The organism is Pseudomonas sp. Marseille-Q8238 (assembly GCF_965111915.1).
Genome location: NZ_CBCOPI010000001.1, coordinates 3,317,497 through 3,342,191, shown reverse-complemented (window position 1 = coordinate 3,342,191; position 24,695 = coordinate 3,317,497). Strand labels below are relative to the sequence as shown.

At 60.4% G+C, this 24,695-nt stretch carries 21 protein-coding genes; 15 read left to right on the top strand and 6 right to left on the bottom strand.

All coding sequences use genetic code 11. The features are described 5' to 3' along the window. Positions 1-8 precede the first annotated feature (8 nt). Complete coding sequence (locus ACWPW0_RS15590) at positions 9-1,937, bottom strand: transglycosylase SLT domain-containing protein (RefSeq protein ID WP_454255785.1); 1,929 nt, start codon at positions 1,935-1,937, stop codon at positions 9-11. 184 nt (positions 1,938-2,121) lie between these two features. On the opposite strand from ACWPW0_RS15590, the gene ACWPW0_RS15585 reads away from it, so the two are divergent. Both ACWPW0_RS15585 and ACWPW0_RS15580 read left to right on the top strand, forming a co-directional pair. Beyond that, positions 2,122-4,038, top strand: a complete 1,917-nt coding sequence (locus ACWPW0_RS15585) for an ATP-binding cassette domain-containing protein (protein WP_454255784.1) — start codon at positions 2,122-2,124, stop codon at positions 4,036-4,038. A gap of 20 nt (positions 4,039-4,058) precedes the next feature. Further along, on the top strand, positions 4,059-4,745 hold the full coding sequence (locus ACWPW0_RS15580; protein WP_454255783.1) for a DUF6901 family protein: 687 nt from the start codon (positions 4,059-4,061) through the stop codon (positions 4,743-4,745). 32 nt (positions 4,746-4,777) lie between these two features. Here the strand turns inward: ACWPW0_RS15580 and ACWPW0_RS15575 are convergent, their stop codons facing one another. Continuing rightward, positions 4,778-5,218: a universal stress protein gene (locus ACWPW0_RS15575; protein WP_447592797.1), complete on the bottom strand. Its 441-nt coding sequence runs from the start codon at positions 5,216-5,218 to the stop codon at positions 4,778-4,780. 77 nt (positions 5,219-5,295) lie between these two features. Between ACWPW0_RS15575 and ACWPW0_RS15570 the strand changes: the two genes are divergently transcribed. From ACWPW0_RS15570 to ACWPW0_RS15540, 7 genes are all read left to right on the top strand, one after another. Beyond that, entirely contained in the window at positions 5,296-5,733 is a 438-nt protein-coding gene (locus ACWPW0_RS15570; protein ID WP_447592796.1) for a hypothetical protein, read from the top strand. 362 nt (positions 5,734-6,095) lie between these two features. After that, complete coding sequence (gene fadB, locus ACWPW0_RS15565) at positions 6,096-8,243, top strand: fatty acid oxidation complex subunit alpha FadB (protein ID WP_447592794.1); 2,148 nt, start codon at positions 6,096-6,098, stop codon at positions 8,241-8,243. Between the two features lie 30 nt (positions 8,244-8,273). Beyond that, positions 8,274-9,449 (top strand): acetyl-CoA C-acyltransferase FadA, encoded by a 1,176-nt coding sequence (fadA, locus tag ACWPW0_RS15560; RefSeq protein ID WP_454255782.1) that lies wholly within the window; start codon positions 8,274-8,276, stop codon positions 9,447-9,449. 90 nt (positions 9,450-9,539) lie between these two features. Next, the gene (locus ACWPW0_RS15555; RefSeq protein WP_454255781.1) at positions 9,540-9,776 is read left to right on the top strand and encodes a DUF1653 domain-containing protein; all 237 of its coding nucleotides are present in this window, start codon (positions 9,540-9,542) and stop codon (positions 9,774-9,776) included. A gap of 103 nt (positions 9,777-9,879) precedes the next feature. Continuing rightward, a complete protein-coding gene (gene topA / locus ACWPW0_RS15550; RefSeq protein ID WP_454255780.1) occupies positions 9,880-12,489 on the top strand; it encodes a type I DNA topoisomerase in 2,610 nt (869 codons plus the stop codon). A 68-nt stretch (positions 12,490-12,557) separates the two neighbouring features. After that, complete coding sequence (locus tag ACWPW0_RS15545) at positions 12,558-13,076, top strand: DUF6586 family protein (RefSeq protein WP_454256749.1); 519 nt, start codon at positions 12,558-12,560, stop codon at positions 13,074-13,076. 72 nt (positions 13,077-13,148) lie between these two features. After that, positions 13,149-13,382: a hypothetical protein gene (locus tag ACWPW0_RS15540; RefSeq protein WP_447592786.1), complete on the top strand. Its 234-nt coding sequence runs from the start codon at positions 13,149-13,151 to the stop codon at positions 13,380-13,382. Positions 13,383-13,522: 140 nt separating this feature from the next. Here ACWPW0_RS15540 and sulA read toward each other — a convergent pair whose 3' ends face one another. Both sulA and lexA read right to left on the bottom strand, forming a co-directional pair. Next, entirely contained in the window at positions 13,523-13,996 is a 474-nt protein-coding gene (gene sulA, locus ACWPW0_RS15535) for an SOS-induced cell division inhibitor SulA (RefSeq protein ID WP_454255779.1), read from the bottom strand. A gap of 14 nt (positions 13,997-14,010) precedes the next feature. Beyond that, a complete protein-coding gene (gene lexA / locus ACWPW0_RS15530) occupies positions 14,011-14,622 on the bottom strand; it encodes a transcriptional repressor LexA (RefSeq protein ID WP_447592784.1) in 612 nt (203 codons plus the stop codon). A gap of 228 nt (positions 14,623-14,850) precedes the next feature. Here lexA and ACWPW0_RS15525 point away from each other — a divergent pair, with 228 nt between their 5' ends. From ACWPW0_RS15525 to ACWPW0_RS15505, 5 genes are all read left to right on the top strand, one after another. Continuing rightward, positions 14,851-15,549 carry a TetR family transcriptional regulator gene (locus tag ACWPW0_RS15525; RefSeq protein WP_454255778.1) on the top strand — a complete coding sequence of 233 codons (699 nt, stop codon included), beginning with the start codon at positions 14,851-14,853 and terminating at the stop codon, positions 15,547-15,549. A 44-nt stretch (positions 15,550-15,593) separates the two neighbouring features. Next, positions 15,594-16,118, top strand: a complete 525-nt coding sequence (locus ACWPW0_RS15520) for a L,D-transpeptidase family protein (RefSeq protein ID WP_454255777.1) — start codon at positions 15,594-15,596, stop codon at positions 16,116-16,118. Positions 16,119-16,139: 21 nt separating this feature from the next. After that, positions 16,140-17,138 carry a beta-N-acetylhexosaminidase gene (nagZ, locus tag ACWPW0_RS15515; protein WP_454256748.1) on the top strand — a complete coding sequence of 333 codons (999 nt, stop codon included), beginning with the start codon at positions 16,140-16,142 and terminating at the stop codon, positions 17,136-17,138. 8 nt (positions 17,139-17,146) lie between these two features. Beyond that, positions 17,147-17,884, top strand: a complete 738-nt coding sequence (locus ACWPW0_RS15510) for an S-methyl-5'-thioinosine phosphorylase (RefSeq protein WP_454255776.1) — start codon at positions 17,147-17,149, stop codon at positions 17,882-17,884. A 104-nt stretch (positions 17,885-17,988) separates the two neighbouring features. Then, on the top strand, positions 17,989-18,834 hold the full coding sequence (locus ACWPW0_RS15505) for an HDOD domain-containing protein (RefSeq protein ID WP_454255775.1): 846 nt from the start codon (positions 17,989-17,991) through the stop codon (positions 18,832-18,834). Between the two features lie 224 nt (positions 18,835-19,058). On the opposite strand, the gene ACWPW0_RS15500 is transcribed toward ACWPW0_RS15505, so the two are convergent. Beyond that, the gene (locus tag ACWPW0_RS15500) at positions 19,059-19,583 is read right to left on the bottom strand and encodes a CsiV family protein (protein ID WP_454255774.1); all 525 of its coding nucleotides are present in this window, start codon (positions 19,581-19,583) and stop codon (positions 19,059-19,061) included. Between the two features lie 12 nt (positions 19,584-19,595). Next, positions 19,596-23,045: a transcription-repair coupling factor gene (gene mfd, locus ACWPW0_RS15495; RefSeq protein ID WP_454255773.1), complete on the bottom strand. Its 3,450-nt coding sequence runs from the start codon at positions 23,043-23,045 to the stop codon at positions 19,596-19,598. 156 nt (positions 23,046-23,201) lie between these two features. Between mfd and ACWPW0_RS15490 the strand changes: the two genes are divergently transcribed. Further along, positions 23,202-24,650: a glyceraldehyde-3-phosphate dehydrogenase gene (locus ACWPW0_RS15490; protein WP_447592770.1), complete on the top strand. Its 1,449-nt coding sequence runs from the start codon at positions 23,202-23,204 to the stop codon at positions 24,648-24,650. Positions 24,651-24,695: the final 45 nt, after the last annotated feature.

Sequence of the window (24,695 nt, the reverse complement as noted above, 5' to 3'; positions counted from 1 at the left end):
GTCGATGGCTACTGGTCGTCGAAGAAGCGCTCATGCCAGTCGACCAGGGGTTGTGGCGCATTGAGCTTCTGTCCGTAGATCACCGAGTAGGACAGGACGTTCTGCACGTACTGGCGGGTCTCGTCGAATGGAATGTTTTCCACCCACACGTCGAAGGCCAGGTGATTGGCGCCCTTGAGCCATTGACGTACGCGGCCGGGGCCGGCGTTGTAGGCGGCAGAGGCGAGCACGCGGTTGCCGTTGAACTGGCCGTGTACCTGGCTCAGGTAGGCGGCGCCGAGCTGGATGTTCTTGTCCGGGTCGAGTGCCTGCTGCGGTGCGCTCAGGGGAATGCCGAACTTGCGCGCGGTTTCCTTGGCGGTGGCCGGCATCAGCTGCATCAGGCCCATGGCGCCTACGCCCGAGCGGGCATCGCTCATGAAGGCACTTTCCTGGCGGGTGATGGCGAACACCCAGCTGGAGTGCAGGCCGCGCAGTTTGGCCTGCTGAGTCAGGTTGCTTCTGTAGGCCATTGGGAAGCGGATATCCAGATCATCCCAGTACTGCGCCTGGCTGATGGTGCGGATAGCTGGGAAGTACCACTGCATGTCGTACGCCAGCTTGGCCTGGGCGACCATTTCGTCACGGCTGAACAAGCGACTGACGTGGTACCACTCGCGGCGCCCGTCAACGATCTGGCCACGATCATGGAACTCAATGGCGCGGCGGATACCGGCAGTGTTGCGTACTTTCTGCATCACCTTGGGTGCAAGGGTCAGCGGCTTGTTATTGAGGCTGTAGGGCGCTTCGATCCGGTCGGCAGCCAGGAAACCGTAGAAGTCACGTTCCTTGGCTAGCGGCTGATAAAGGGCCAGGGCCTGTTTGCTGTGTGGCTGGGCCAGTTGCAGGCTGCGTGCCTGCCAGTAACGCCAGCGGTTGGTGTTGGCCAGCTCTGCCGGCAGGCGGCTGGTCAACTGATAGGCTTCATCCCAGCGACCATGGCGCAGCAGCAGGCGCGCACGCCATTCGGAGACGGTGTTGTCACGCAGTTCCGGGTCATACTGAGCCATGACCTGCAGGGCGCGCAGATCGAAACGCTTGGCCAGGGACAGGCCGATCTCGCGGGCGATGGCGACTTTTTCCTCGGTGGAGAAGGACAGCTTGCGCGCATAGCCGTCGAGCAGGCTGAGGGCTTGTTCCGGGTCCTGGCGCGCCAGGCGCCGCAGACCAAGACCCACCACATCGCCCATGGCCTTGTCGGCTGTAGAGAAGCGTGCCGTATTGCTCAGCAAGGTGGGCTTCTGGGCCACTTCGATCATCAGTTCGCCGCGTGCCTTCAAGGTTGTCAGGCTCTTGCTCATGAAGGTGGCCAGGCCGTAATTGCGCGCTTCGGCGGCCAGCTTCAGGCGTTTCCAGCGCTTCTCCTCGGTCAGTTGGCCGGCTGCAGCCCAGCGCTCGAAGAGAGGGTCGCAGGCATTGGGTTGCGATTTACCGACCAGCCAGAGCTTTTCTGCGGTGGCATACCCTTCGGCCACCATGCCATGACCAAGCTGGTACTGGCCGTAGAGGCAGTCCAGTTCGGTGAAGTTCAGCTTCGGATCGTAATGGTTGATGAAGGGTTTCCAGTCGCCACGCTCGGCCAGCCAGCGCAACCAGCGCAGTTTCATCCAGCCGGCCTGGGGGAGGTCACCATGTTCGGCGAGGAATTTCTCGATCTCATCGTTGCTTGCCCATTTCAGCCGGGCAGTCAGTTCGTCATAGGCGAGGTACGGCGTGAGCGGGTAGTCGCGCAGCGCGTCGGCGTAACGCAGGTAAGGCGATTTGTCGCCCTTGGCCAGGGCGCTTTTTGCCTGGTCATACATCTGGCGCTGCTGGGCCAGGCTGGCGGCCTGGGCATGGGAGAGGCTGAAGGTGCAGAGCAGCAGGCAGGAAAACACACTTAACAGAGAACGGCGCATGACTCTTCCGGGCAGAAAACAGGGTGAATGGTGATCAAGGGCACCATCGAGTGCACCTAGCTTAGCCTTTTGCCCGGTCGCGGCGAAAGCATGGGGCTGGCGAGTGATGGGTGATCCACAAATGCCAGCGTGCTTATTCGGCAACTCGGTTAGAATGCCTCCCCGGTTTTTTGGAAGTGCTGTCATGACCTTGCTCAAGTTCACCGAAGTTTCCCTGGCCTACGGCGCTATGCCGCTCCTGGATAAGGTGTCCTGGCAGATCGCACGTGGCGAGCGCGTGTGCATCATCGGTCGTAACGGTACGGGCAAGTCGAGCATGCTCAAGCTGGTCAAGGATCAGCAGAAGCCCGACGACGGCAGCATCTGGCGCGCGCCGGGGCTGAAGATCGGCGAACTGCCTCAGGAGCTGCCGGTGGCTGACGATCGGACGGTGTTCGATGTGGTTGCCCAAGGTCTCGATGGCGTCGGTGAGCTGCTCGCGCAATACCATCATCTGGCGCAGAACTGCGTTACTGAAGAAGACCTCGACAAGCTCATGCATGTCCAGCAAGCGCTCGAAGCCCGCGACGGCTGGCGCCTGCAGCAATTGGTCGAAAGCACCTTGAGCCGCCTGCAGTTGCCGGCCGACAAGACTCTGGCCGAGCTGTCTGGTGGTTGGCGCCGTCGCGTGCTGCTGGCACAGGCGCTGGTCAGCGAGCCGGATCTGCTGCTGCTCGACGAACCGACCAACCACCTGGATATTGGTGCCATTTCCTGGCTGGAGGAGGCGGTCAAGGACTTCCAGGGCGCCGTGCTGTTCATCACCCACGACCGCTCCTTCCTGCAAAGCCTGGCCACGCGGATTCTCGAGTTGGACCGTGGTGGGCTGATCGACTGGAATGGCGACTACGCCAGCTTCTTGGTGCACAAGGAGGCTGCGCTGGCCGCCGAGGAAACCGCCAACGCGTTGTTCGACAAGAAGCTGGCCCAGGAAGAAGTATGGATTCGCCAGGGTATCAAGGCCCGTCGTACCCGCAATGAGGGGCGCGTGCGTGCCCTCAAGGCCCTGCGTGTCGAGCGCAGCGAGCGCCGTGAGCGTACCGGCAAGGCCTCCATTCAGTTGGACGTCGCGGACAAGTCCGGCAAACAGGTGATGGTGCTGGAGAACGTTAGCTTCGCGCATCCGGGTGGGCCGCTGCTGATCAAGGATTTTTCCATGGTCTTGCAGCGCGGCGATCGTATCGGCCTGCTCGGCGCCAATGGTACCGGCAAGACCACCCTGCTGAAGCTGATGCTCGATGGTCTGCAGCCAACCGCCGGCAAGGTGGAGCAGGGCACCAAGATCGAGGTGGCCTATTTTGACCAGTTGCGCCATCAGCTCGAGCTGGAAAAGACCGTAATCGACAACATTTCCGAGGGGCGCGATTTCATCGAGATCGATGGCCAGAACCGCCATGTGCTGAGCTACCTGGGCGACTTCCTGTTCAGTCCCCAGCGTGCCCGCACCCCGGTGAAGGCACTATCCGGTGGTGAGCGTGCGCGTCTCCTGCTGGCCAAGCTGTTCAGCAAGCCGGCCAACCTGCTGGTGCTCGACGAACCGACCAACGATCTCGATGTGGAAACCCTGGAGCTGCTCGAAGAGGTGCTGGCGAATTTTTCCGGCACCGTGCTGATGGTCAGTCACGATCGGGCCTTTCTCGACAATGTGGTCACCAGCACCCTGGTGTTCGAAGGCGATGGCCGCGTGCGCGAGTATGTGGGCGGTTATCAGGACTGGCTGCGCCAGGGTGGCTCGCCGCGTTTGCTCGGTGTTGGTGAAAGTAAATCAGGCAAGGCCGAAATGGCGGCGCCTGCTCCTGTTTCTGACCCTGCCGAATCGGCAGTGACAGAGGTTGCGGTACCCAGGAAAAAACTCAGCTACAAGCTGCAGCGTGAGCTGGAGACCATTCCGGGGCAAATCGATGCCCTTGAGGTCCAGCTCGCAGCGCTCCAGGCGCAGATCGCCGATCCGGCGTTCTATCAACAGGCAACGGATATCACCGCTGCCGCGTTGGATCGCCTGCAAGGCCTGCAAGACGAACTGGACCAGCTCTTGGAACGCTGGGCCGAATTGGAAGCCTGAGTAGCCTGCCGGAGACACGCATGGCGATTGAGTACCGCATCACTCTGGATGACGAACATCAGTTCAGCTACAAGATCGAACTGGATCGTCAATATGATCCCCAGAGTGCAGAAGCCACCCCCAAGTGGACGCGCTTGACCTACAACCAATGCAGCAACTGCCCGCTGAGCAAGGATGCGTTCAGTCACTGCCCGGCGGCGGTCGATCTCCATCGGGTAATCGAAGACTTCAATGGCCTGCCTGCCATCAAGCGGGCTCAGGTGGCCGTGCGTACGCCGGAGCGTGAGTACAGCAAGCAGGTGAGTCTGGAAGAGGGCTTGCGTTCGCTGCTCGGGGTCATCATGGCGACCAGTGCGTGCCCTCTATTGGGTCGGCTGAAGCCAATGGCGAACAATCACCTGCCCTTTGCCAGCAGCCAGGAGTTCATCCTGCGCACCATTTCGCTCTACCTTGCGCGGCAGTACTTCAATTTTCGCGAGGGGCGGCGTCCTGACTGGGAGCTGCGCGGGCTGGTGCGGCAATTCCAGCAACTGCAACTGGTCAACCAGGCGTTCTGGCAACGTATTCACGATACCTGCGAGGGGGACTCCAATCTCAAGGCGTTCCTGACGTTCTTCTCCATGTCATCGAGCATGACGGTGTCGTTGGAAACGCAGTTGCAGAAAATCCGGCCGCTGGTGATGAGTGCCGAGGATTCGGGAGAGTGAAGGCGGGCGGCGCTAAGCGCCGCCCTGGCTGTTTATTGTTTCTTCAAGCGCACGGCGAGCACATCGCAGGGAGCGCCATGCAGAACGTCATTGGCGGTAGAGCCGAGTAGCAGTGCCAGGCCATGGCGACCATGGCTGCCGACCACGATCAGGTCACACCCATGCTCTGCGGCAAGGCGGTGCAATTCCTGGCGAGGTTGGCCGTAGGTCAGGTGGCACTGTTCGCTGGTCACTTGTGGATGCTTATTGGCGAAGCGCTGCAGATGCTCACGTGCCTGATCGAATTGCTGTTGCTGCAGCAGCGACAGGTCCATCGGAACATCGCCGCCGAAGGCCATGGCCATGGGTTCGATTACATGCGCCAGGGAAACCTTGGCGTTACCTTCGCTGGTCGCCAGGGCCAGGGCGCGCTGCACCACGGGATCGCACTCTTCAGTCAGATCGACGGCGATGAGTATGTGCTGATAGGACATGGTGCTTCCTCCTGAGGTTTTTGATCAGTATGGCTGCGCCTGCTGGATAACGCAGGCTTTCCTGCAGAGTGACATATATGACCGGATGGATAGTGATTTTGCTCATAGGTGTGGCGCTTAGTCCTCTGGTCTGGCTGCGCCCATCGGCACGCCAAAGCCGCCAGATGGCCTTGCGCATGGCCGCGCGACGCATGGGGCTTGCCATGCAACTGACCCAGCAGGAGTGGCCGCATTGGCTGACGTGCAGTCCGCCGAAGAGCTGTGCCCAATATCACCGTGGGCGGCGGGCCGGGCATGTCGATACCTGGGTTTATTGGCAGCCCGAGGCAGGTCAATGGCTCAATCAATGGCGTGAGCCATGTGACGATGCGCCTATGCTGGCTCGTTTGAGCGCGCTTCCTTCAGATGTGTACAAGGCGGAAGCCGGTCGGCAGATGATCGCCGTGTACTGGGGGGAGCGTGGCGACGAACACGATTTGCAGAAAGTGGCCACTTTTCTTGCTGAGCTCGCCTGAGTTTCCTCCCGTTCATTATTAATTCATGCGGCGAATAGTCGTCATGGGTAGCCTTTCTCGACCGCGATAGCCTATGTGACGCGGGCTCCAGGGCATGTACCGCTATACCTGCCGCTGCTCGATACAGTGTGAAGCGCGTCGACAATTGACAACTGTCTGCTTTTCGCAGAATGTGTGCGCACCCAAATCAAACGGGCGTATGAATTGAGTGTTTGTCTTGTAGACGGCATCAATACAGCCCGAATATCGCGTCGGCGGGTGTGCCAGGCCGATTGGGGCTATGCTCGACGGCTGTGTCGCGAGCGGGTCCCTGGTTGGCTCCGATGTGTACTGTTCAGCTTCCATACCGTGGAGATCAGTTGATGATTTACGAAGGTAAAGCCATCACGGTTAAGGCTCTTGAGGGTGGCATCGTCGAATTGAATTTCGACCTCAAGGGTGAGTCCGTCAACAAATTCAACCGTCTCACACTGAGCGAACTGCGTCAGTCCGTGGATGCCATCAAGGCAGACGGTTCGATCAAGGGCGTAATCGTTACCAGCGGCAAGGACGTCTTCATCGTCGGCGCCGACATCACCGAGTTCGTCGACAACTTCAAGTTGCCCGATGAAGAGCTGGTAGCCGGCAACCTCGAAGCCAACAAGATCTTCAGCGACTTCGAAGACCTCAACGTTCCGACCGTAGTTGCCATCAATGGCATCGCCCTGGGCGGCGGTTTCGAAATGTGCCTGGCTGGTGATTATCGCGTCATGAGCGAAACCGCCAAGGTCGGCCTGCCTGAAGTCAAACTGGGCATCTACCCAGGCTTCGGCGGCACCGTGCGCCTGCCGCGCGTGATCGGTACCGACAATGCTATCGAGTGGATCGCTTCGAGCAAGGAAGCCAAGGCGTCCGATGCCCTGAAAGTAGGCGCTGTCGACGCTGTCGTCGCTCCGGCCAAGCTGCAGGAAGCTGCTCTGGATCTGGTCAAGCGCGCCATCTCCGGCGAGCTGGACTTCAAGGCCAAGCGTCAGCCCAAGCTGGAAAAGATCAAGCTCAATGCCATCGAGCAGATGATGGCCTTCGAAACCGCCAAAGGTTTCGTCGCTGGCCAGGCTGGCCCGAACTACCCGGCCCCGGTCGAAGCAATCAAGAGCATCCAGAAGGCCGCCAACTTCGGTCGCGAGAAAGCCCTGGAAGTCGAAGCCGCCGGCTTCGTCAAACTGGCCAAGACTTCGGTTGCCGAAAGCCTGATCGGTCTGTTCCTGAATGACCAGGAACTGAAGAAAAAAGCCAAGCAATACGACGAAATCGCGCGCGACGTGAAACTGGCTGCCGTACTCGGCGCTGGCATCATGGGTGGCGGTATCGCTTATCAGTCGGCCTCCAAAGGCACGCCGATCCTGATGAAGGATATCCGTGAAGAGGGTATCCAGATGGGCTTGAACGAAGCGGCCAAGCTGCTCGGCAAGCGCGTCGAGAAAGGTCGCATGACCCCGGCGAAGATGGCTGAAGCCCTCAACGCCATTCGTCCGACCATGTCCTACGGTGATTTCGGTAACGTCGACATCGTCGTCGAAGCCGTCGTCGAGAACCCGAAGGTCAAGCAGATCGTTCTGGCCGAAGTCGAAGGCGTGGTACGAGAAGACGCTATCCTGGCTTCCAACACCTCGACCATTTCCATCAACTTGCTGGCCAAGGCCCTCAAGCGTCCGGAAAACTTCGTCGGTATGCACTTCTTCAACCCGGTGCACATGATGCCGTTGGTCGAAGTCATCCGTGGCGAGAAGTCCAGCGAAGTGGCCGTGGCCACTACCGTTGCCTACGCCAAGAAGATGGGCAAGAGCCCGATCGTGGTCAACGACTGCCCGGGCTTCCTGGTCAACCGTGTACTGTTCCCGTACTTCGGTGGCTTCTCCAAGCTGCTGGGCTTCGGTGTCGACTTCGTGCGCATCGACAAGGTGATGGAGAAGTTCGGCTGGCCGATGGGCCCGGCGTACCTGTCCGATGTGGTCGGCATCGACACCGGTCACCACGGTCGCGACGTCATGGCCGAAGGCTTCCCGGATCGTATGGCCGTTGAAGGCAAGACTGCCGTTGACGTGATGTACGACGCCAATCGCCTGGGTCAGAAGAATGGCAAGGGTTTCTATTCGTACGAGACCGACAAGCGCGGCAAGCCGAAGAAAGTCTCCGATCCGCAATCCTACGAACTGCTCAAGGCCATCGTGGTCGAGCAGCGCGAAGTGACGGACGAGGACATCATCAACTTCATGATGATCCCGCTGTGCCTGGAAACCGTTCGTTGCTTGGAAGACGGCATTGTCGAAACCGCAGCTGAGGCCGACATGGGCCTGATCTACGGCATCGGCTTCCCGCCCTTCCGTGGTGGTGCACTGCGTTACATCGACTCCATCGGTGTGGCCGAATTCGTTGCCCTGGCGGACAAATACGCCGAACTGGGCGCGCTGTACCACCCGACCGCCAAACTTCGCGAAATGGCCAAAAACGGCCAGAAGTTCTTCGGTTAATCGCGCAACGATCAGAGCGAGAGTAGAGATATGAGCCTGAATCCGAGAGACGCAGTCATTGTCGACTTCGGTCGTACCCCGATGGGTCGTTCCAAAGGTGGCATGCACCGCAACACCCGTGCCGAGACTATGTCGGCACACCTGATCAGTGGTGTCCTGGCGCGCAACAGCAAGCTGGACCCGGCTGAAGTAGAGGACGTGATCTGGGGCTGCGTAAACCAGACCCTGGAGCAAGGGTGGAACATTGCGCGCATGGCGTCGCTGATGACCCAGATCCCGCACACCAGCGCTGCGCAGACCGTCAGCCGCCTGTGTGGTTCTTCCATGAGTGCCCTGCACACTGCCGTGCAGGCAATCCAGACTGGCAACGGCGACGTGTTCGTGGTTGGCGGTGTGGAGCACATGGGCCACGTCAGCATGATGCACGGCGTGGATCCGAACCCGCACCTGTCGCTGTACGCCGCCAAGGCGTCGGGCATGATGGGTCTGACCGCTGAAATGCTCGGCAAGATGCACGGCATCAGCCGCGAGCAGCAGGACGCTTTCGGTGAGCGTTCTCACCGTCTGGCGCACAAGGCTACCGTCGAAGGCAAGTTCAAGGATGAAATCATCCCGATGCAAGGCTACGACGAGAACGGCTTCCTGAAGGTATTCGACTACGACGAAACCATTCGTCCGGAAACCACCCTTGAAAGCCTGGCTGCCCTGAAACCGGCGTTCAACCCGAAAGGCGGCACCGTGACTGCAGGTACGTCCTCGCAGATCACTGACGGTGCTTCCTGCATGATCGTCATGTCCGCCCAGCGTGCCCAGGACCTCGGCATCCAGCCGCTGGCCGTGGTTCGTGCGATGGCCGTGCACGGTGTCGATCCGGCGATCATGGGTTACGGCCCGGTGCCGTCCACTCAGAAAGCACTGAAGCGTGCTGGCCTGACCATGGACGACATCGACTTCGTCGAGCTCAACGAGGCCTTCGCCGCGCAAGCTCTGCCAGTGCTGAAAGACCTGAAACTCCTCGACAAAATGGAGCAGAAGGTTAACCTGCACGGCGGCGCGATTGCGCTGGGCCACCCGTTCGGCTGTTCCGGTGCGCGTATTTCCGGCACCCTGTTGAACGTGATGAAGCAAAATGGCGGCACCCTCGGCGTGTCCACCATGTGCATTGGCCTCGGCCAAGGCATATCCACCGTCTTCGAGCGCATCTAGGCGATCCCGTCTAAGCGTTCCAGGATGGAAAGACCGGGGCCTCGTGCCCCGGTTTTTGTTTTTGTGCAGAATTAATCAGGAGTCGAACCAATGCTGTTGCAGCCGGGTCTCTATCGTCATTACAAGGGGCCGCACTACCGTGTATTTACTGTCGCTCGCCATTCGGAGACAGAGGAACAGGTTGTGGTCTATCAGGCGCTATACGGCGATTTCGGCATGTGGGTACGACCGCTGGAGATGTTCTGCAGTACTGTCGAAGTGAACGGTGAAAGCGTGCCGCGCTTTGCCTTGATCGAGGCTGAATCTGCGTCATTCGGCAAGGATTGAGCAAGTCCCGAGCTTGACCTTGCCTTGATCGCCACTATATATAGCGGTGCCTTTAGTGGCTCCTCCCGCTTTTACTCTCTCGAATTCAGGAATTTTCCAATCCATGGGCAAATCGCTGGTCATCGTGGAATCCCCGGCCAAGGCCAAGACCATCAACAAGTACCTGGGCAACCAGTACGTGGTGAAGTCGAGCATCGGCCATATCCGTGACCTGCCTACCAGCGGTTCCGCCAGTGCTGCCAAGGAGCCGGTCAAGCGCGGCAAGGCCGCTGCGGCCGAAGCGCCTGCGCTGTCGCCCAAGGAAAAGGCCAAGCGTCAGTTGGTCGCCCGCATGGGCGTCGACCCTGAGCACGGGTGGAAGGCCAAGTACGAGATCCTTCCCGGCAAGGAGAAGGTGATCGAAGAGCTGCGCCGCTTGGCCAAAGATGCCGACACCATCTACCTCGCAACCGACTTGGACCGTGAAGGGGAGGCCATTGCCTGGCACCTGCGCGAGGCCATTGGCGGAGACGACAGCCGCTACAAGCGCGTGGTGTTCAACGAAATTACCAAGAAGGCCATTCAGGAGGCCTTCTCCAAGCCTGGTGATCTGGATATCAACCGGGTCAACGCGCAACAGGCGCGTCGCTTCCTCGATCGCGTGGTCGGCTACATGGTCTCGCCACTGCTCTGGCAGAAGATCGCCCGTGGCCTGTCCGCCGGTCGGGTGCAGTCAGTAGCGGTCAAGCTGGTGGTTGAGCGCGAGAAGGAAATCCGTGCTTTCGTACCGGAAGAATACTGGGAGCTGCACGCAGACCTCGGCACTGCCAAGAACGCCAACGTGCGCTTTGAGGTGGTTCGCGAGAATGGCGAGGCGTTCAAGCCGGTCAACGAAGCCCAGACCATGGCGGCGCTGGAGAAGCTCAAGGCTTCTGCCTACAGCATTGCCAAGCGGGAGGACCGCCCGACCAGCAGCAAACCGTCGGCGCCGTACATTACCTCGACCCTGCAGCAGGCCGCGAGCAACCGCCTCGGCTTCGGCGTGAAGAAAACCATGATGATGGCTCAGCGTCTCTACGAGGCTGGCTACATCACCTATATGCGTACGGACTCGACCAACCTCTCGGCTGATGCTGTGGAGATGGTGCGGGGCTTCATCGAGAGCGAGTACGGCAAGAAGTATCTACCGGCCAAGGCCAACGTCTATTCGAGCAAGGAGGGCGCCCAGGAGGCGCACGAGGCGATTCGTCCGTCCGACGTCAATCTGCGCCCGACACAGATCTCCGGCATGGAGCGTGACGCCGAGCGCTTGTACGAATTGATCTGGCGTCAGTTCGTGGCATGCCAGATGCCACCAGCCGAATACCTGTCGACCAGTGTCACCGTTGCAGCGGGTGCTTTCGAGCTGCGTGCCAAGGGCCGCATCCTCAAGTTCGACGGTTATACCAAGGCGCAGCCGCAGCAGAGCAAGCCGGGTGAGGACGACGTTCTTCCGGACATGAGCGAAGGCGATGCGCTGAAGCTGATCAAGCTCGACCCGAGTCAGCACTTCACCAAGCCACCGGCTCGTTTCTCCGAGGCCAGCCTGGTCAAAGAGCTGGAAAAGCGCGGTATCGGTCGCCCGTCGACCTATGCAGCGATCATTTCGACCATCCAGGAGCGCGGCTACGTCACGGTACAGAACCGTCGTTTCTATGCCGAGAAAATGGGCGACATCGTCACCGAGCGTCTCAGCGAGAGTTTTTCCAACCTGATGGACTACGGCTTTACTGCCGGTATGGAAGAGCATCTGGATGATGTCGCACAGGGTGAGCGCGATTGGAAGCATTTGCTCGACGAGTTCTACGGCGACTTCAAGAAGAAGCTCGAAGTGGCGGAGGTCGCCGACAGTGGCATGCGTGCCAATCAGCCGACCCTGACCGATATCGCCTGCCGCGACTGTGGCCGACCGATGATGATTCGTACCGCATCCACCGGTGTATTCCTCGGCTGCTCTGGCTATGCACTGCCGCCGAAAGAGCGCTGCAAGGCCACTATCAATCTCATCCCTGGTGATGAAATTGCCGCTGATGACGAGGGCGAGTCGGAGTCGCGCGTTCTGCTCAATAAGCACCGTTGCCCGATCTGTTCCACGGCGATGGATGCGTACCTGCTGGATGAAACACGCAAGTTGCACATTTGTGGCAACAACCCTGACTGCACGGGATATGAGATCGAGCAGGGCCAGTACCGCATCAAGGGGTACGAAGGTCCGAGCCTGGAATGCGACAAGTGCGGCAGTGAGATGCAACTCAAGACGGGGCGTTTCGGCAAGTTCTTCGGTTGCACCAATAGCAGCTGCAAGAACACCCGCAAGCTGCTGCGCAGTGGTGAGGCTGCTCCGCCGAAAATGGACGCGGTGCAGATGCCGGAACTGAAGTGCGAGAAGGTCAACGATACCTATGTGCTGCGTGATGGCGCATCGGGCCTGTTCCTGGCGGCCAGCCAGTTCCCGAAAAACCGCGAAACTCGTGCACCGCTGGTGCTCGAGCTGATTCCGCACAAGGATGAAATCGATCCGAAGTACCACTTCCTGCTGGATGCTCCGAAGAAGGATCCAGAAGGCCGTCCGGCGGTTATCCGCTACAGCCGCAAGACCAAGGAGCAGTACGTGCAGAGTGAGGTGGACGGTAAGCCCACTGGCTGGCGTGCATTCTTCTCCGGCGGTAAATGGAAGGTTGAAACCAAAGGCTGATGGAGTGAGCCCTGTTCGGATTGCAGTCGAGCAGGGCGAAATCGCCAGCAATGATCGAGGGTGCCGCGATGGCGCACGAGCTGTATACCCGAACTAACCAGAAGATCTATTTTGCAGGTCTGGCCCTGGATAGCCTGCGCAAGGCAGAAGAGGGGCAGGCGCTAGGCGGGCCGGGCAAGGTTCAGGCGGAGCGTGAAGCGGCCTTGTTTCACCTGTATGGCGCATTGCTCGGGCTGTGCCATGAAGTCGCAGGTTATTATCGTCTGGCCGAGGCCAATGCGTCGCGGGTCGAACTACTGCTCAATCAGGCGGTCCTGAAGGCAGCGCCAAGCCCGGAGTTTGCCGAGCTGGTCGAGATGGCGCAGCAGCCGGAAACCTGGCTGGCGCAATTGCTTAGTGCTTACGAGGCATTATCTGCCCCTCCTGCGGCTCCGAAAGCGGCGAAGGTCGATCCTACGTTGCCGCTTATTCAAACCGTCAGTGTTTCTGACGAGCCGCCTGTATTGACGCAAGAAACGATGGAAGGTTGGCGTCAGCAGCTCAAGCTGTTGGCCTTGCGCTTTCGCGAATCGCTCAGCGAGTGCTGAGTTTGGAAGGATGGATGGGCAGCGGCTGCCCTGATCTGACTGTTACACTAGCCGCCTGATTGGAGAACCTGAATGCCTACATCCTTCCTGGAAATTGTCGAGCTTCCTGACGGGCGCATTGCATTGCGTCGTGCTGAGGATGAGGAAACGTTGGTGACTCTGGATTTCTCCGCCGACGCCAAGGCATTTCTGCAGGGGCATCATGTCGAAGTGGCGAAAGCCATGCTCAACGTCGGTGTCCAGATGGCTGGGCGATTGGCTGAGGGCGAGGTGGAGCATGATGACCACCCGCGGGTTCTTCACTGAGCTGTTGCGCTAATTGGCTTTCGGCTCGTCATCATTCGAATAGATCGCGATACTGAACTACCTTCAGTACTCGCAGGATGATCTTCCTTCTCTACCTGGTTCTTTCCTGCACATGGCCTGGGCTGTTCTGCTCAGGCCTCTCAACTCATGCGAATGTTCAGGCTTTGCGCGCTACCGAGCCGGGCGGCGCTGCTCAGGGTTGCTCGTTCTCCAGCCTGAAGCTCAAGCCAGCTGACGACGGTGTGGCTGCGGCCCAGGCGCAGTGCTTCGCAAGCCAGTTCCATGGCACTTTGTTCTGATTTGGGTTGCAGAACGAGCAGTCGATCGAGGTTGAGTCCGGCGCTACGCAGCCAGGCATTGGTAATGCTGGCAGGCGGGGCAATCAGCGTCAGCCAGCGGGCATTCTGATTCTGGCTCAGCTCGCGCATAACAGGGCCTAGCAACTGGCGACAGTGGCTGATCGAGCCGCTGAGGCTCAACTCGCTGAAGGATTCGGGCTCTTCGGCCCAGGCCGGCAATTCGATTTCATCAATCAGTAGTGGGCTCAAGCCCTGGCCCAGGAAAGCTTCAAACAGCGGAAGTTGCGAGTGGTTCAGCGACTGCGGGAACTGCATGAAGCTCTCCTCGGTTAGCGGCGAATGACGCCGACACTCAAACCTTCAATGATCAAATCCTGTTCTTCCAGATTCACTTCAATCGGTGCGAATTCCGGGTTTTCTGCAATCAGAAGCACTTTATTGCCGGTGCGTTGAAAGCGTTTGACCGTAACCTCGTCATCGATGCGTGCCACGACGATCTGGCCATTGCGCGCCTCGCGCGTGGTATGCACGGCAAGCAGATCGCCATCGAAGATGCCGATATCTTTCATGCTCATGCCGCGTACGCGGAGGAGGTAGTCGGCGCGAGGCTGAAAGAATCCCGGGTTGATCTGGCAGGACTCCTCGACATGCTGCTGGGCGAGAATGGGCGCGCCGGCAGCAACGCGACCGATGATAGGAAGGCCTTCCTCTTCCGCCGCTTCAGGCTCATAGCCTGGGATGCGAATGCCGCGCGAGGCGCCAGGGGTCATTTCAATCGCCCCTTTGCGTGCCAGGGCCTTGAGATGTTCCTCGGCAGCATTGGGTGACTTGAAGCCCAGCTCCTGAGCAATTTCTGCTCGCGTTGGAGGGTAGCCGTTGTCTTCCAGGCAGCGTTTGATGAAGGCAAGAATTTCAGCTTGGCGGGGCGTTAGTTTGATCATGCTGGTGGTCTGTCTGTTTATACAGTTGCTGTGATTATATACAGTGAAAGTGCGATGGCAACAATTCTTTCTGTACCTGCTTTGCCGCAGCCAAGCAGCAGCTTTAGTGGTGTCTGTGGCGCTATGGTTTAATCTATGACCGCCCGGCCACGATTGGGCTGGGAATACTTGACAGGACAGTCGCCTGAAACGTATGTTTCAAACAAGTGTTTGTCAGGTGAGAATCTTATGGCTCAGTCAGAAACTGTTGAGCGCATATTGGACGCTGCAGAGCAGTTGTTCGCGGAAAAAGGCTTCGCCGAGACTTCCTTGCGCCTGATTACCAGCAAGGCTGGTGTCAATCTGGCTGCCGTTAACTATCACTTCGGCTCGAAGAAGGCGCTGATTCAGGCGGTTTTCTCGCGTTTCCTCGGGCCTTTCTGTGTCAGCCTCGAGCGTGAGCTGGATCGTCGCCAAACCAAGCCGGAGAAGGCCAGTCTCGAAGAGCTTCTCGAGATGCTGGTCGAGCAGGCGCTGGCGGTGAAGCCGCGCAGTGGCAATGACCTGTCGATTTTCATGCGTTTGCTTGGACTGGCTTTCAGTCAGAGCCAGGGACACTTGCGTCGCTACCTGGAAGATATGTACGGCAAGGTGTTCCGTCGCTATCTGCTGCTTCTGCATGAGGCGGCGCCGCGTATTCCTCCGCTCGAGCTGTTCTGGCGTGTGCACTTCATGCTGGGTGCTGCTTCGTTCAGCATGTCGGGCATCAAGGCCTTGCGCGCGATTGCCGAGACCGACTTCGGTGTCGATACCTCCATTGAGCAAGTCATGCGCCTGATGGTGCCTTTCCTGGCGGCAGCGATGCGAGCGGAAACAGGCGTCAGCGAAGAGGCACTGGCTACTGCCCAGCTGCTTCCACGCGCCAAGTCGACAGTCGCCAAAGCCTGATCCTGACTGTGCCGGGGCGTCTGGATCGGCTAAGCTAGCGATCTATGCGCCCGCTCGATCTATTGCACATATCCATCGCTGATCAGTGCCTATACGGCTTTGCCGATGGGCAGCTGTTGTTGCGCCTGCCGGTTTCCACTGCTCTCAATGGAGCAGGGGAGCGCAGCGGTTCGAATTGCACGCCTCGCGGCCGTCATCTGGTTCGGGCAAAAATCGGCGAGGGTCTGCCTGAGGGCGCTGTGCTGCGAGGTCGGCGCTGGACGGGTGAGGTCTGGTCGGCTGAGCTGGCCAATCAATTTCCCGGCCGGGACTGGATCCTGACCCGCATCCTCTGGCTAAGTGGCTGCGAGCCAGGCATCAACCGTCTGGGTGATGTCGATACCTTTCGCCGATACATCTACCTGCATGGCACGCCTGATATAGAGCCTATGAGTGTGCCGCTGTCCCATGGCTGCGTGCGGCTGCGCAATACGGACTTGCTGGACCTTTTCCCTCGCGTGCCTGTGCACTGCGCGGTTTTCATTGGCGAGGCACCTTGCCCTGAGTGGGCGACTGCCGATCTCGCTTAAGGAATACTTTTGACGACTCCCTTGACTGGTTCCCTGATGCTGGACATCCACGGTACCTGGCTGACGGCCGAGGATCGCCAGATCCTGCGCCAGCCAGAAGTGGGTGGGCTGATTCTGTTCGCACGCAATATCGAAGATCCCCGGCAGGTGCGCGAACTGAGCGCTGCTATCCGCGCCATTCGCCCGGATCTGCTACTGGCGGTGGACCAGGAAGGCGGACGTGTGCAGCGGCTGCGCCAGGGTTTTGTCCGGTTGCCGGCCATGCGTGCCCTGGCTGATAACGAGAACGCTGAATACCTTGCCGAGCAATGCGGCTGGCTGATGGCGACAGAGGTCCTGGCGGTAGGCCTGGATTTGAGTTTTGCCCCGGTACTGGATCTGGACCATCAGCGCAGTGCGGTGGTCGGTAGCCGCAGCTTTGCCGATAGCGGTGAGCGCGCGACGGCATTGGCCGGTGCGTTCATCCGTGGCATGCAGGCGGCGGGGATGGCGGCAACGGGCAAGCACTTTCCCGGACACGGCTGGGCCGAGGCCGACTCGCATGTGGCCATTCCGCTGGATGAGCGCGAGCTGGAGGATATTCGTCGCCACGATCTGGTTCCGTTCCAGCGCCTGAGCGGACAACTGGCAGCGATCATGCCGGCCCATGTGATTTATCCGCGCGTGGACGCTCAACCAGCCGGTTTTTCGCGGCGCTGGTTGCAGGACATCCTGCGCGGCGAGCTGGGCTTCCAGGGCGTCATCTTCAGTGATGACCTGTCCATGGCCGGTGCGCATGTCGTCGGTGATGCGGCCAGTCGCATCGAGGCGGCCTTGAGTGCAGGCTGTGACATGGGGCTGGTCTGCAATGATCGTGCTGCCGCCGAGCTGGCGTTGAGCGCTGCGCAGCGACTCAAGGTTCAACCACCTGCAGGCCTGGCACGCATGCGCGGCCAGGGCTTTGCCACCACCGACTATCGTCAGCAGCCACGCTGGCTGGCTGCCGTGGGCGCTTTGCGTGCCGCACAGTTGATCGACTAGGAGTGAGCATGGCTGTTCACGCCATCATCGGCGGCACGGGTCTTACCCAGTTGGAAGGCTTGACCCTGAAGGAAGAGCGCCTGTTCGATACGCCCTATGGCGCACCCTCTGCGCCTGTGCTGAGCGGCGAGTATGCCGGGCGCGACGTACTGTTCCTGGCTCGCCATGGTCATCCGCATCGCATTGCACCACATCAGGTCAACTACCGGGCGAACCTGTGGGCGCTCAAGCAGGCGGGGGCGGGGGCAATTATCGCGATCAACGCAGTGGGCGGTATCCATGCCGCCATGGGCACGGGTCAGTTGTGTGTCGCCCATCAGATCATCGATTACACCTGGGGCCGTGAGCATACCTATTTCGCCGGTGACATCGAGCATGTGACCCATGTCGACTTCAGCTACCCCTATGATGAAGCGCTGCGCGGCAAGTTGAATGCGGCGCTGCAGGTGTTGGGCTATCCGCACAGCAGTCATGGTGTGTATGGCGCGACTCAGGGGCCACGCCTGGAAAGCGTGGCCGAGATCGCCCGCATGGAGCGTGACGGTTGCGATATCGTCGGGATGACCGGCATGCCCGAGGCCGCCCTTGCACGGGAGTTGGATCTGCCTTATGCCTGCCTGGCATTGGTGGTCAATCCCGCGGCTGGCAAGTCCAGCGGCATCATCACCATGGCCGAGATCGAAGAGGCACTGGCGGGTGGTATCGACAAGGTCAAGCAGGTTCTGGCGCACGTGCTCGTGGCGTGAGGCTATAGTTCGAGACAGCTATTCGGGATCTTGAATATCCCGCTTCAGCGGCGTTGACGTGTTGTCCGTATCGGCAATGCTTTTTGCAGGGAAAGTGTACAAGGATGAGTTCGTACTCAATCTACCGTGACCTGGTCACACAGCTCATGCAAGGCGAAGAAAGCCTGCCGAGCCTGCCAAACCTTACCCTGCAGATTCGCAGCGCGCTGCATTCCAGTACGACCACCACCGCCCAGCTTGAGCGGTTGATCGGTCGTGATCCGGCGCTCAGTGCCTTGCTGGTCAAGCATTCGAGCAGTCCGCTTTATCGTCAGTCGCGGCAGGCGCAGGGGCTGCGCGATGTGATTCAGGTGCTGGGGATGAAACAGGTTGGCAACATCACCATGGCCCATAGCCTGAAGAGCTTGTTCACGCTCTACAGCCCTGCCTACAAGCGCCTGTTCCTGGAGGTCTGGGAGCGCCTGGTGATCAAGGCCAGTACCTGCTCGGTGATGGCACGCCAGATCGGCAAGGTCGCACCCGAGCATGCCTTGCTGGCCAGTTTGCTCAGTGAGGTTGGCAGCCTGGTGCTGCTGTCGGCGTTCAGGAATGACACGCAGCCACCGAGTGCCGACGAGTACTATTTGCTATGCCGTGAGTTCAGCAAATCCCTGGGCGTGATTCTGTTGAAGAAGTGGGCGGTGGAGGATGAATACATCCAGATCATCCGTCAGGCCGGGGATTGGTTCAGTGTTCACGAGCCCCGTCTGCAGCCGGTCGATCTGGTCAACCTGGCGCTCTATCACGCCATCATCGAGCGAGACCCCAATGCCGGGTTGCCACCGCTGCCGACGCTGGCGGCCTATCAGAAGCTGCCAGCTCCGTTCAATCAGCTCGATGACCTGGGGTTTCTGCAGTTGATTACCGAGAACGAAGACGCCATCCAGACAGTTGCCAGCGCCTTGCGCTGAACTCAGAACCTGTTTCGGTCTTACGAGCTATAGCCAAACAAGGGCTAGGCGCCCCCGCGAAAACGGCTGAGGAAGCGTCGCTTAGGCGCTGCAAATGAGCATGGCTCGCTTCGCTCACCCCTTTGGGGCGCACTGAAGTGCGTTAGCCGCAAGCGGCTTGCCGAAGTCGTCTTCAACGCAGTTTGGCCGACGCGCAGCGGATCGGTTCTCAGGGCGGGTCGTGGTTACAGCAGCGTGACCTTGACCAGCATTCCCAGGCTGCCGTGGTCCAGGTAGGTCAGTTCGCCATTCTTCAGGCGGGTGCGTTGCTTGATGCGCTCGCTGCCGCTCAGCAGGCCGTTGCCATCGAATGTATTGACCCAGATATCGGCATCGATATCGACCAGGCGCTCGGGCTGGCTGAGGGCAATGATCCCTTCCACGGGGAAATGGCCGAATTGCTCGTTACCGGTCTCGAAGGCGAATTTCTCGGGGGCTGGTGATACGGACTGCTCCCAGGCCTTGTGCAGCAACACTTGATAACCACTGCCGGGGTTGAGCTTGGCGGCCACGTCGCTCAGGGTCACGCTGCGCTCATTGCCGCTGATGGGCTGTGCGCCTGTTGCCCAGTCGTCCGGTGAGGGCTGGCTGGCCACGACCGGCTCACCTGCCTGGCGGAACACGATGACTTCGATCTGGTACAGCGCATCGGCGAAGGCCGATGGCGCCAGCAGGCAGAGCAGCAGGGTGAAATGGCGGAACGCACGCATGGCATCAGTCCTTTAAGCGGATTGCGGTTGTAGACGTTCGAGCAGGGCCTCGAGCGTATTGAAACGTTCTTCCGGGCGCTCCATGGGCACCTGGAACTTGAACATCGTGGCACCTTCGAACTTGTAGCGCTTGGGCTGGCTCTGGATCAGCTTGATCAGCACCATCGGGTCGACACTGGTATCGGCGGCGAATTCGATACGGCCACCTTGGGGGCCAGCGTCGATCTTCTTGATTCCCAGTTTCTCGGCCTGCAGCTTGAGCAGGGTGATGCGCACCAGGTTCTTGGTTGGCTCTGGCAGCAGGCCGAAGCGGTCGATCATTTCCACCTGCAGTTCTTTCAGGCCATCTTCGTCGGCGGCATTGGCGATGCGTTTGTACAGGATCAGCCGCGCATGTACATCGGGCAGGTAGTCGTCGGGGATCAGCGCCGGTACGCGCAGATTGATTTCCGGGCCGCCGCCTAGCGGCTGTTCGAGGTTCGGTTGCTCGCCCTTGCGGATGGCCTTGACCGCGCGCTCGAGCATTTCCATGTAAAGCGTGAAGCCGACCGCCTGGATCTGCCCGCTCTGGCCGTCGCCAAGCAACTCGCCGGCGCCGCGGATTTCCAGATCGTGGGTGGCCAGGACGAAGCCGGCGCCGAGGTCCTGGGCGTTGGCGATGGCTTCCAGGCGTTTCTGCGCATCGTCGGTCATCTGCTTGCGCGGTGGAGTCAGCAGGTAGGCATAGGCCTGGTGGTGGCTGCGACCAACACGGCCGCGCAACTGGTGCAGCTGGGCCAGGCCGAACTTGTCGGCGCGCTCGATGATGATGGTGTTGGCGCTGGGCACGTCGATGCCGGTCTCGATGATGGTCGAGGCGATCAGCACGTTGAAGCGCTTGTGGTAGAAGTCGCTCATCACCTGTTCGAGGTCGCGTTCGCGCATCTGCCCATGGCCGATGCCGATGCGTGCCTCGGGGACCAGTTCGGCGAGGTCGGCGGCGCACTTCTCGATGGTCTTCACGTCGTTGTGCAGGTAATACACCTGGCCACCGCGCAGCAGCTCACGCAGCAGCGCCTCCTTGATCGTCGGGTTGTTCTGTTCCATGACGAAGGTGCGCACCGACAGGCGCCGTGCTGGCGGTGTGGCGATGATGGACAGATCGCGCATGCCGGCCACGGCCATGTTCAGGGTGCGCGGAATCGGCGTGGCGGTCAGGGTGAGGATGTCCACCTCACTGCGCAGGGCTTTGAGCTGTTCCTTCTGGCGCACGCCGAAACGGTGCTCTTCATCGATGATCGCCAGACCCAGGTTGGGAAACTTCACGTCTTCCTGCAGCAGCTTGTGGGTGCCGATGACGATATCGATCTTGCCTTCGGCCAGTTTGTGCACGGCTTCATCCACTTCCTTGGCGGATTTGAAGCGGCTCATCACCTCGACCGTTACCGGCCAGTCGGCGAAACGGTCGCGGAAGCTGTTGTAGTGCTGCTGGGCGAGCAGGGTGGTGGGCACCAGTACGGCAACCTGGCGACCGCTGTGTACGGCGATGAAGGCGGCACGCATAGCCACCTCGGTCTTGCCGAAACCGACGTCGCCGCAGATCAGGCGGTCCATCGGCTTGGCTGCGAGCATGTCTTCGCGCACCGCTTCGATGGCGGTCTGCTGGTCCGGTGTTTCCTCGAACGGGAAGCCGGCGCTGAAGGTCGCGTAGTCGGCCAGTGGGTCCTTGAACGCATAGCCTTCGCGGGCAGCGCGGCGGGCGTAGATGTCGAGCAGCTCGGCGGCGACGTCGCGGACCTGCTCGGCCGCTTTGCGCTTGGCTTTCTGCCAGGTTTCCGAGCCAAGCCGGTGCAGCGGCGCCAGGGCATCATCACTGCCGGTGTAGCGGGCGATCAGGTGCAGGTTGGCAACCGGCACGTAGAGCTTGGCTTCCTCGGCGTACATCAGGGCGAGGAATTCTGCGGCCTGGCCTTCGATCTCCAGGGTAATCAGGCCCAGGTAGCGGCCGACGCCGTGGTCGATATGCACCACCGGTGAGCCTTCGCGCAGCTCGGTGAGGTTCTTGATCACGTTGTCGCCGCCATCGCGCGATTTCTCGCGGCGACGGCGTTGCATCACGCGCTGGCCGAACAACGGGCTCTCGGCGACCAGGGCCAGTTCGTCGAGCAGCAGGCCTTCGTCGAGCGGAGCGATGGTGATGCCCATGCGCTCTTCGTTATCGATGAATTCCTGCCAGCCGCTGACCTCGCGTGGCTTGAGCTTGAGCCGGGCCAACAGCTCCAGCAACACCTCGCGGCGCCCGGCGGATTCGGCGCAGAACAGCACGCGGCCCGGGTATTCCTCGATAAAGCGGCGCAGTGCGGCCAGGGGTTCGCTGGCCTTGGCCTGGATTGCCAGGTCGGGCAGTTGCTGGGCGTTGAAGCGTTCGCGGCCGACGCCAGGCTCCACGTCATCCTGGCTGATGACGACGCGCGGCCAGTTCTTCAGGCGGGCGAAGCAATCCTCTACCGGCAGGAAGATGTCGGCGGGCGGCAGCAGCGGGCGTTCCGGGTCGACACGGCGCTCGTCGTAGCGGTTGCGCGCGTCGTTCCAGAACTGCTCGGCGGCCTTCTCGATGCCAGGCAGGGAGAACACCTGGGTGTCTTGCGGCAAGTAATCGAAGAGGGTTGCGGTCTCTTCGAAGAACAGCGGCAGGTAATACTCGATACCGGCCGGGGTGATGCCGGTGGAGAGGTCCTGGTAGATCGGGCAGCGGCGGAAGTCGACGTCGAAGCGTTCGCGAAAGCGCCCACGGAAGTCGGTGACGGCCTTTTTATCCAGCGGGAACTCACGGGCGGGCAGCAGGCGGATCGATTCGACCTTGTCCACCGAACGCTGGGTTTCCGGGTCGAAGGTGCGCAGCGTCTCGATTTCGTCATCGAACAGGTCGATGCGGAAGGGCAGTTCGCTGCCCATGGGAAACAGGTCGATCAGGGCGCCGCGCACGGCGAACTCGCCATGCTCGTAGACGGTATCCACGCAGCGATAGCCGGCAGACTCCAGGTTGCTGCGCATGGTGTCGACATTCAGTTTCTGGCCGACATCCAGCACCAGGCCTGAGCCGAGCAGGAAGCGCGTCGGTGCAATACGGTGCAGGGCAGTGCTGATCGGCACGACCAGCACGCCGTGGGTCAGTTGCGGCAGGCGGTACAGCGCGGCGATGCGCTGGGAAATGATGTCTTGATGTGGCGAAAACAGGTCGTAGGGCAGGGTTTCCCAGTCCGGGAAGTGCAGAACGGGCAGGTCGGGGGCGAAAAATGCCAGCTCCTCCTGCAGGCGTTCGGCATTCTGGCTGTCGGCTGTCAGCAGCAGGGTGAAGCGCTTGGCAGCGCTGGCTGCCTCGGCAATCGCCAGTGACAGCGCGGCACCGGGCAGGTTGCCCCAGTGCTGTTTGCCAGCGGCGGCGGGTAGTTTCGGTAGGTGCAGGACGGACGCGGTCGGCATGGACACAGGCAACGCAACCCCAGATTGGCGAGCGTGTGATTGTAACGAGGCGAGGATGCCGCTGTCAGTTGCGACAAGCGCGCATTGCTCAGGCTCGCGTGCGCCGTCATAATGTAGCCCCTTTTTTCAGCCCCTACATGTGGAAGGTAATTGCCCGTGACTCAGAAGCCCGACCAGTGTCTCGGTGAGTGGATCGATCGCGAAGCCCTCGCAGAAGCGATGATTCCGTTGATCGGCCAGCTCTACCGCAACAACAGTGTGGTGACCTCGATCTACGGCCGTGGCCTGATCAACCGTTCGGTGATCGCCATTCTCAAAGCCCACCGTTTCGCCCGTCACCGCCTGGCCGACGACAGCGAACTGACCGTGCACGAGACCTTCCCGATCCTGAAGGCCATGAGCGAGCTCAAGCTGGGCGCCGCCTCGGTAGACCTGGGCAAGATGGCCGCCAAGTTCAAGAGCGAGGGCGCTGGCCGCTCCGTCGAGCAGTTCGTCAAGGATGAACTGGCCGATGTGGTTGGCAAGCAGAACGGCGCTGCCCGCGAAGGCACCGACGTCGTGCTTTACGGTTTTGGCCGTATCGGTCGTCTGCTGGCGCGCATCCTGGTCGAGAAGACTGGCGGTGGCGACGGCCTGCGTCTGCGTGCCATCGTGGTGCGCAAAGGTGCGGAAAACGACCTGATCAAGCGCGCCAGCCTGCTGCGTCGCGACTCGGTGCATGGTCCGTTCGATGGCACCATCACCATCGATGAGGCCAACAATACCCTCACCGCCAATGGCAACCTGATCCAGGTGATCTACTCCAACGATCCGGCGTCCATCGACTACACCCAGTACGGCATCAAGAACGCCCTGCTGGTGGACAACACAGGCAAATGGCGCGATGCCGAAGGCCTGGGCCAGCACCTGAAGTGCCCAGGCATTGCCCGCGTGGTTCTCACCGCACCTGGCAAGGGCGCGCTGAAGAACATCGTGCATGGCATCAACCACGGTGAAATCAGCGATGACGACAAGATCGTCTCCGCGGCTTCCTGCACCACCAACGCCATCGTGCCGGTGCTCAAGGCGGTCAACGACCAGTACGGCATCGTCAACGGTCATGTTGAAACCGTACACAGCTACACCAACGACCAGAACCTGATCGACAACTTCCACAAGGGCAGTCGTCGTGGTCGCAGTGCGGCGCTGAACATGGTCATCACCGAGACGGGCGCTGCCACCGCTGCTGCCAAGGCGCTGCCGATCCTCAAGGGCAAGCTGACCGGCAACGCGATTCGCGTACCGACGCCGAACGTGTCGATGGCCATCCTCAACCTGAACCTGGAAAAGGCCACCACCCGCGAAGAGATCAACGAGTACCTGCGCCAGATGGCCATGCACTCGGATCTGCAGAAGCAGATCGACTTCGTCCAGTCGCAGGAAGTGGTGTCTACTGACTTCGTTGGTTCGCGTCACGCCGGCGTGGTTGATGCCGAAGCCACCATCGCCAACGACAACCGTGTCGTGCTGTACGTCTGGTACGACAACGAGTTTGGCTACAGCTGCCAGGTCGTGCGTGTGATGGAAGACATGGCCGGGGTCAACCCGCCGTCTTTCCCGCGCTAAGCGCCGGGTGTTGAACAAAACGGGAGCCATGGCTCCCGTTTTGCT

What these genes read in the sequence shown, in the direction of transcription:
- ACWPW0_RS15500 (WP_454255774.1), bottom strand. Translation starts at nt 19,583, where the DNA reads ATGCGTGCGTTCCGCCATTTCACCCTGCTGCTCTGCCTGCTGGCGCCA.
- ACWPW0_RS15540 (WP_447592786.1), top strand. Translation starts at nt 13,149, where the DNA reads ATGCCTACATCCTTCCTGGAAATTGTCGAGCTTCCTGACGGGCGCATT.
- ACWPW0_RS15525 (WP_454255778.1), top strand. Translation starts at nt 14,851, where the DNA reads ATGGCTCAGTCAGAAACTGTTGAGCGCATATTGGACGCTGCAGAGCAG.
- ACWPW0_RS15555 (WP_454255781.1), top strand. Translation starts at nt 9,540, where the DNA reads ATGCTGTTGCAGCCGGGTCTCTATCGTCATTACAAGGGGCCGCACTAC.
- mfd (WP_454255773.1), bottom strand. Translation starts at nt 23,045, where the DNA reads ATGCCGACCGCGTCCGTCCTGCACCTACCGAAACTACCCGCCGCCGCT.
- ACWPW0_RS15580 (WP_454255783.1), top strand. Translation starts at nt 4,059, where the DNA reads ATGGCGATTGAGTACCGCATCACTCTGGATGACGAACATCAGTTCAGC.
- sulA (WP_454255779.1), bottom strand. Translation starts at nt 13,996, where the DNA reads ATGCAGTTCCCGCAGTCGCTGAACCACTCGCAACTTCCGCTGTTTGAA.
- ACWPW0_RS15545 (WP_454256749.1), top strand. Translation starts at nt 12,558, where the DNA reads ATGGCGCACGAGCTGTATACCCGAACTAACCAGAAGATCTATTTTGCA.
- ACWPW0_RS15570 (WP_447592796.1), top strand. Translation starts at nt 5,296, where the DNA reads ATGACCGGATGGATAGTGATTTTGCTCATAGGTGTGGCGCTTAGTCCT.
- ACWPW0_RS15590 (WP_454255785.1), bottom strand. Translation starts at nt 1,937, where the DNA reads ATGCGCCGTTCTCTGTTAAGTGTGTTTTCCTGCCTGCTGCTCTGCACC.
- ACWPW0_RS15505 (WP_454255775.1), top strand. Translation starts at nt 17,989, where the DNA reads ATGAGTTCGTACTCAATCTACCGTGACCTGGTCACACAGCTCATGCAA.
- lexA (WP_447592784.1), bottom strand. Translation starts at nt 14,622, where the DNA reads ATGATCAAACTAACGCCCCGCCAAGCTGAAATTCTTGCCTTCATCAAA.
- ACWPW0_RS15575 (WP_447592797.1), bottom strand. Translation starts at nt 5,218, where the DNA reads ATGTCCTATCAGCACATACTCATCGCCGTCGATCTGACTGAAGAGTGC.
- ACWPW0_RS15510 (WP_454255776.1), top strand. Translation starts at nt 17,147, where the DNA reads ATGGCTGTTCACGCCATCATCGGCGGCACGGGTCTTACCCAGTTGGAA.
- fadB (WP_447592794.1), top strand. Translation starts at nt 6,096, where the DNA reads ATGATTTACGAAGGTAAAGCCATCACGGTTAAGGCTCTTGAGGGTGGC.
- ACWPW0_RS15585 (WP_454255784.1), top strand. Translation starts at nt 2,122, where the DNA reads ATGACCTTGCTCAAGTTCACCGAAGTTTCCCTGGCCTACGGCGCTATG.
- topA (WP_454255780.1), top strand. Translation starts at nt 9,880, where the DNA reads ATGGGCAAATCGCTGGTCATCGTGGAATCCCCGGCCAAGGCCAAGACC.
- fadA (WP_454255782.1), top strand. Translation starts at nt 8,274, where the DNA reads ATGAGCCTGAATCCGAGAGACGCAGTCATTGTCGACTTCGGTCGTACC.
- ACWPW0_RS15520 (WP_454255777.1), top strand. Translation starts at nt 15,594, where the DNA reads ATGCGCCCGCTCGATCTATTGCACATATCCATCGCTGATCAGTGCCTA.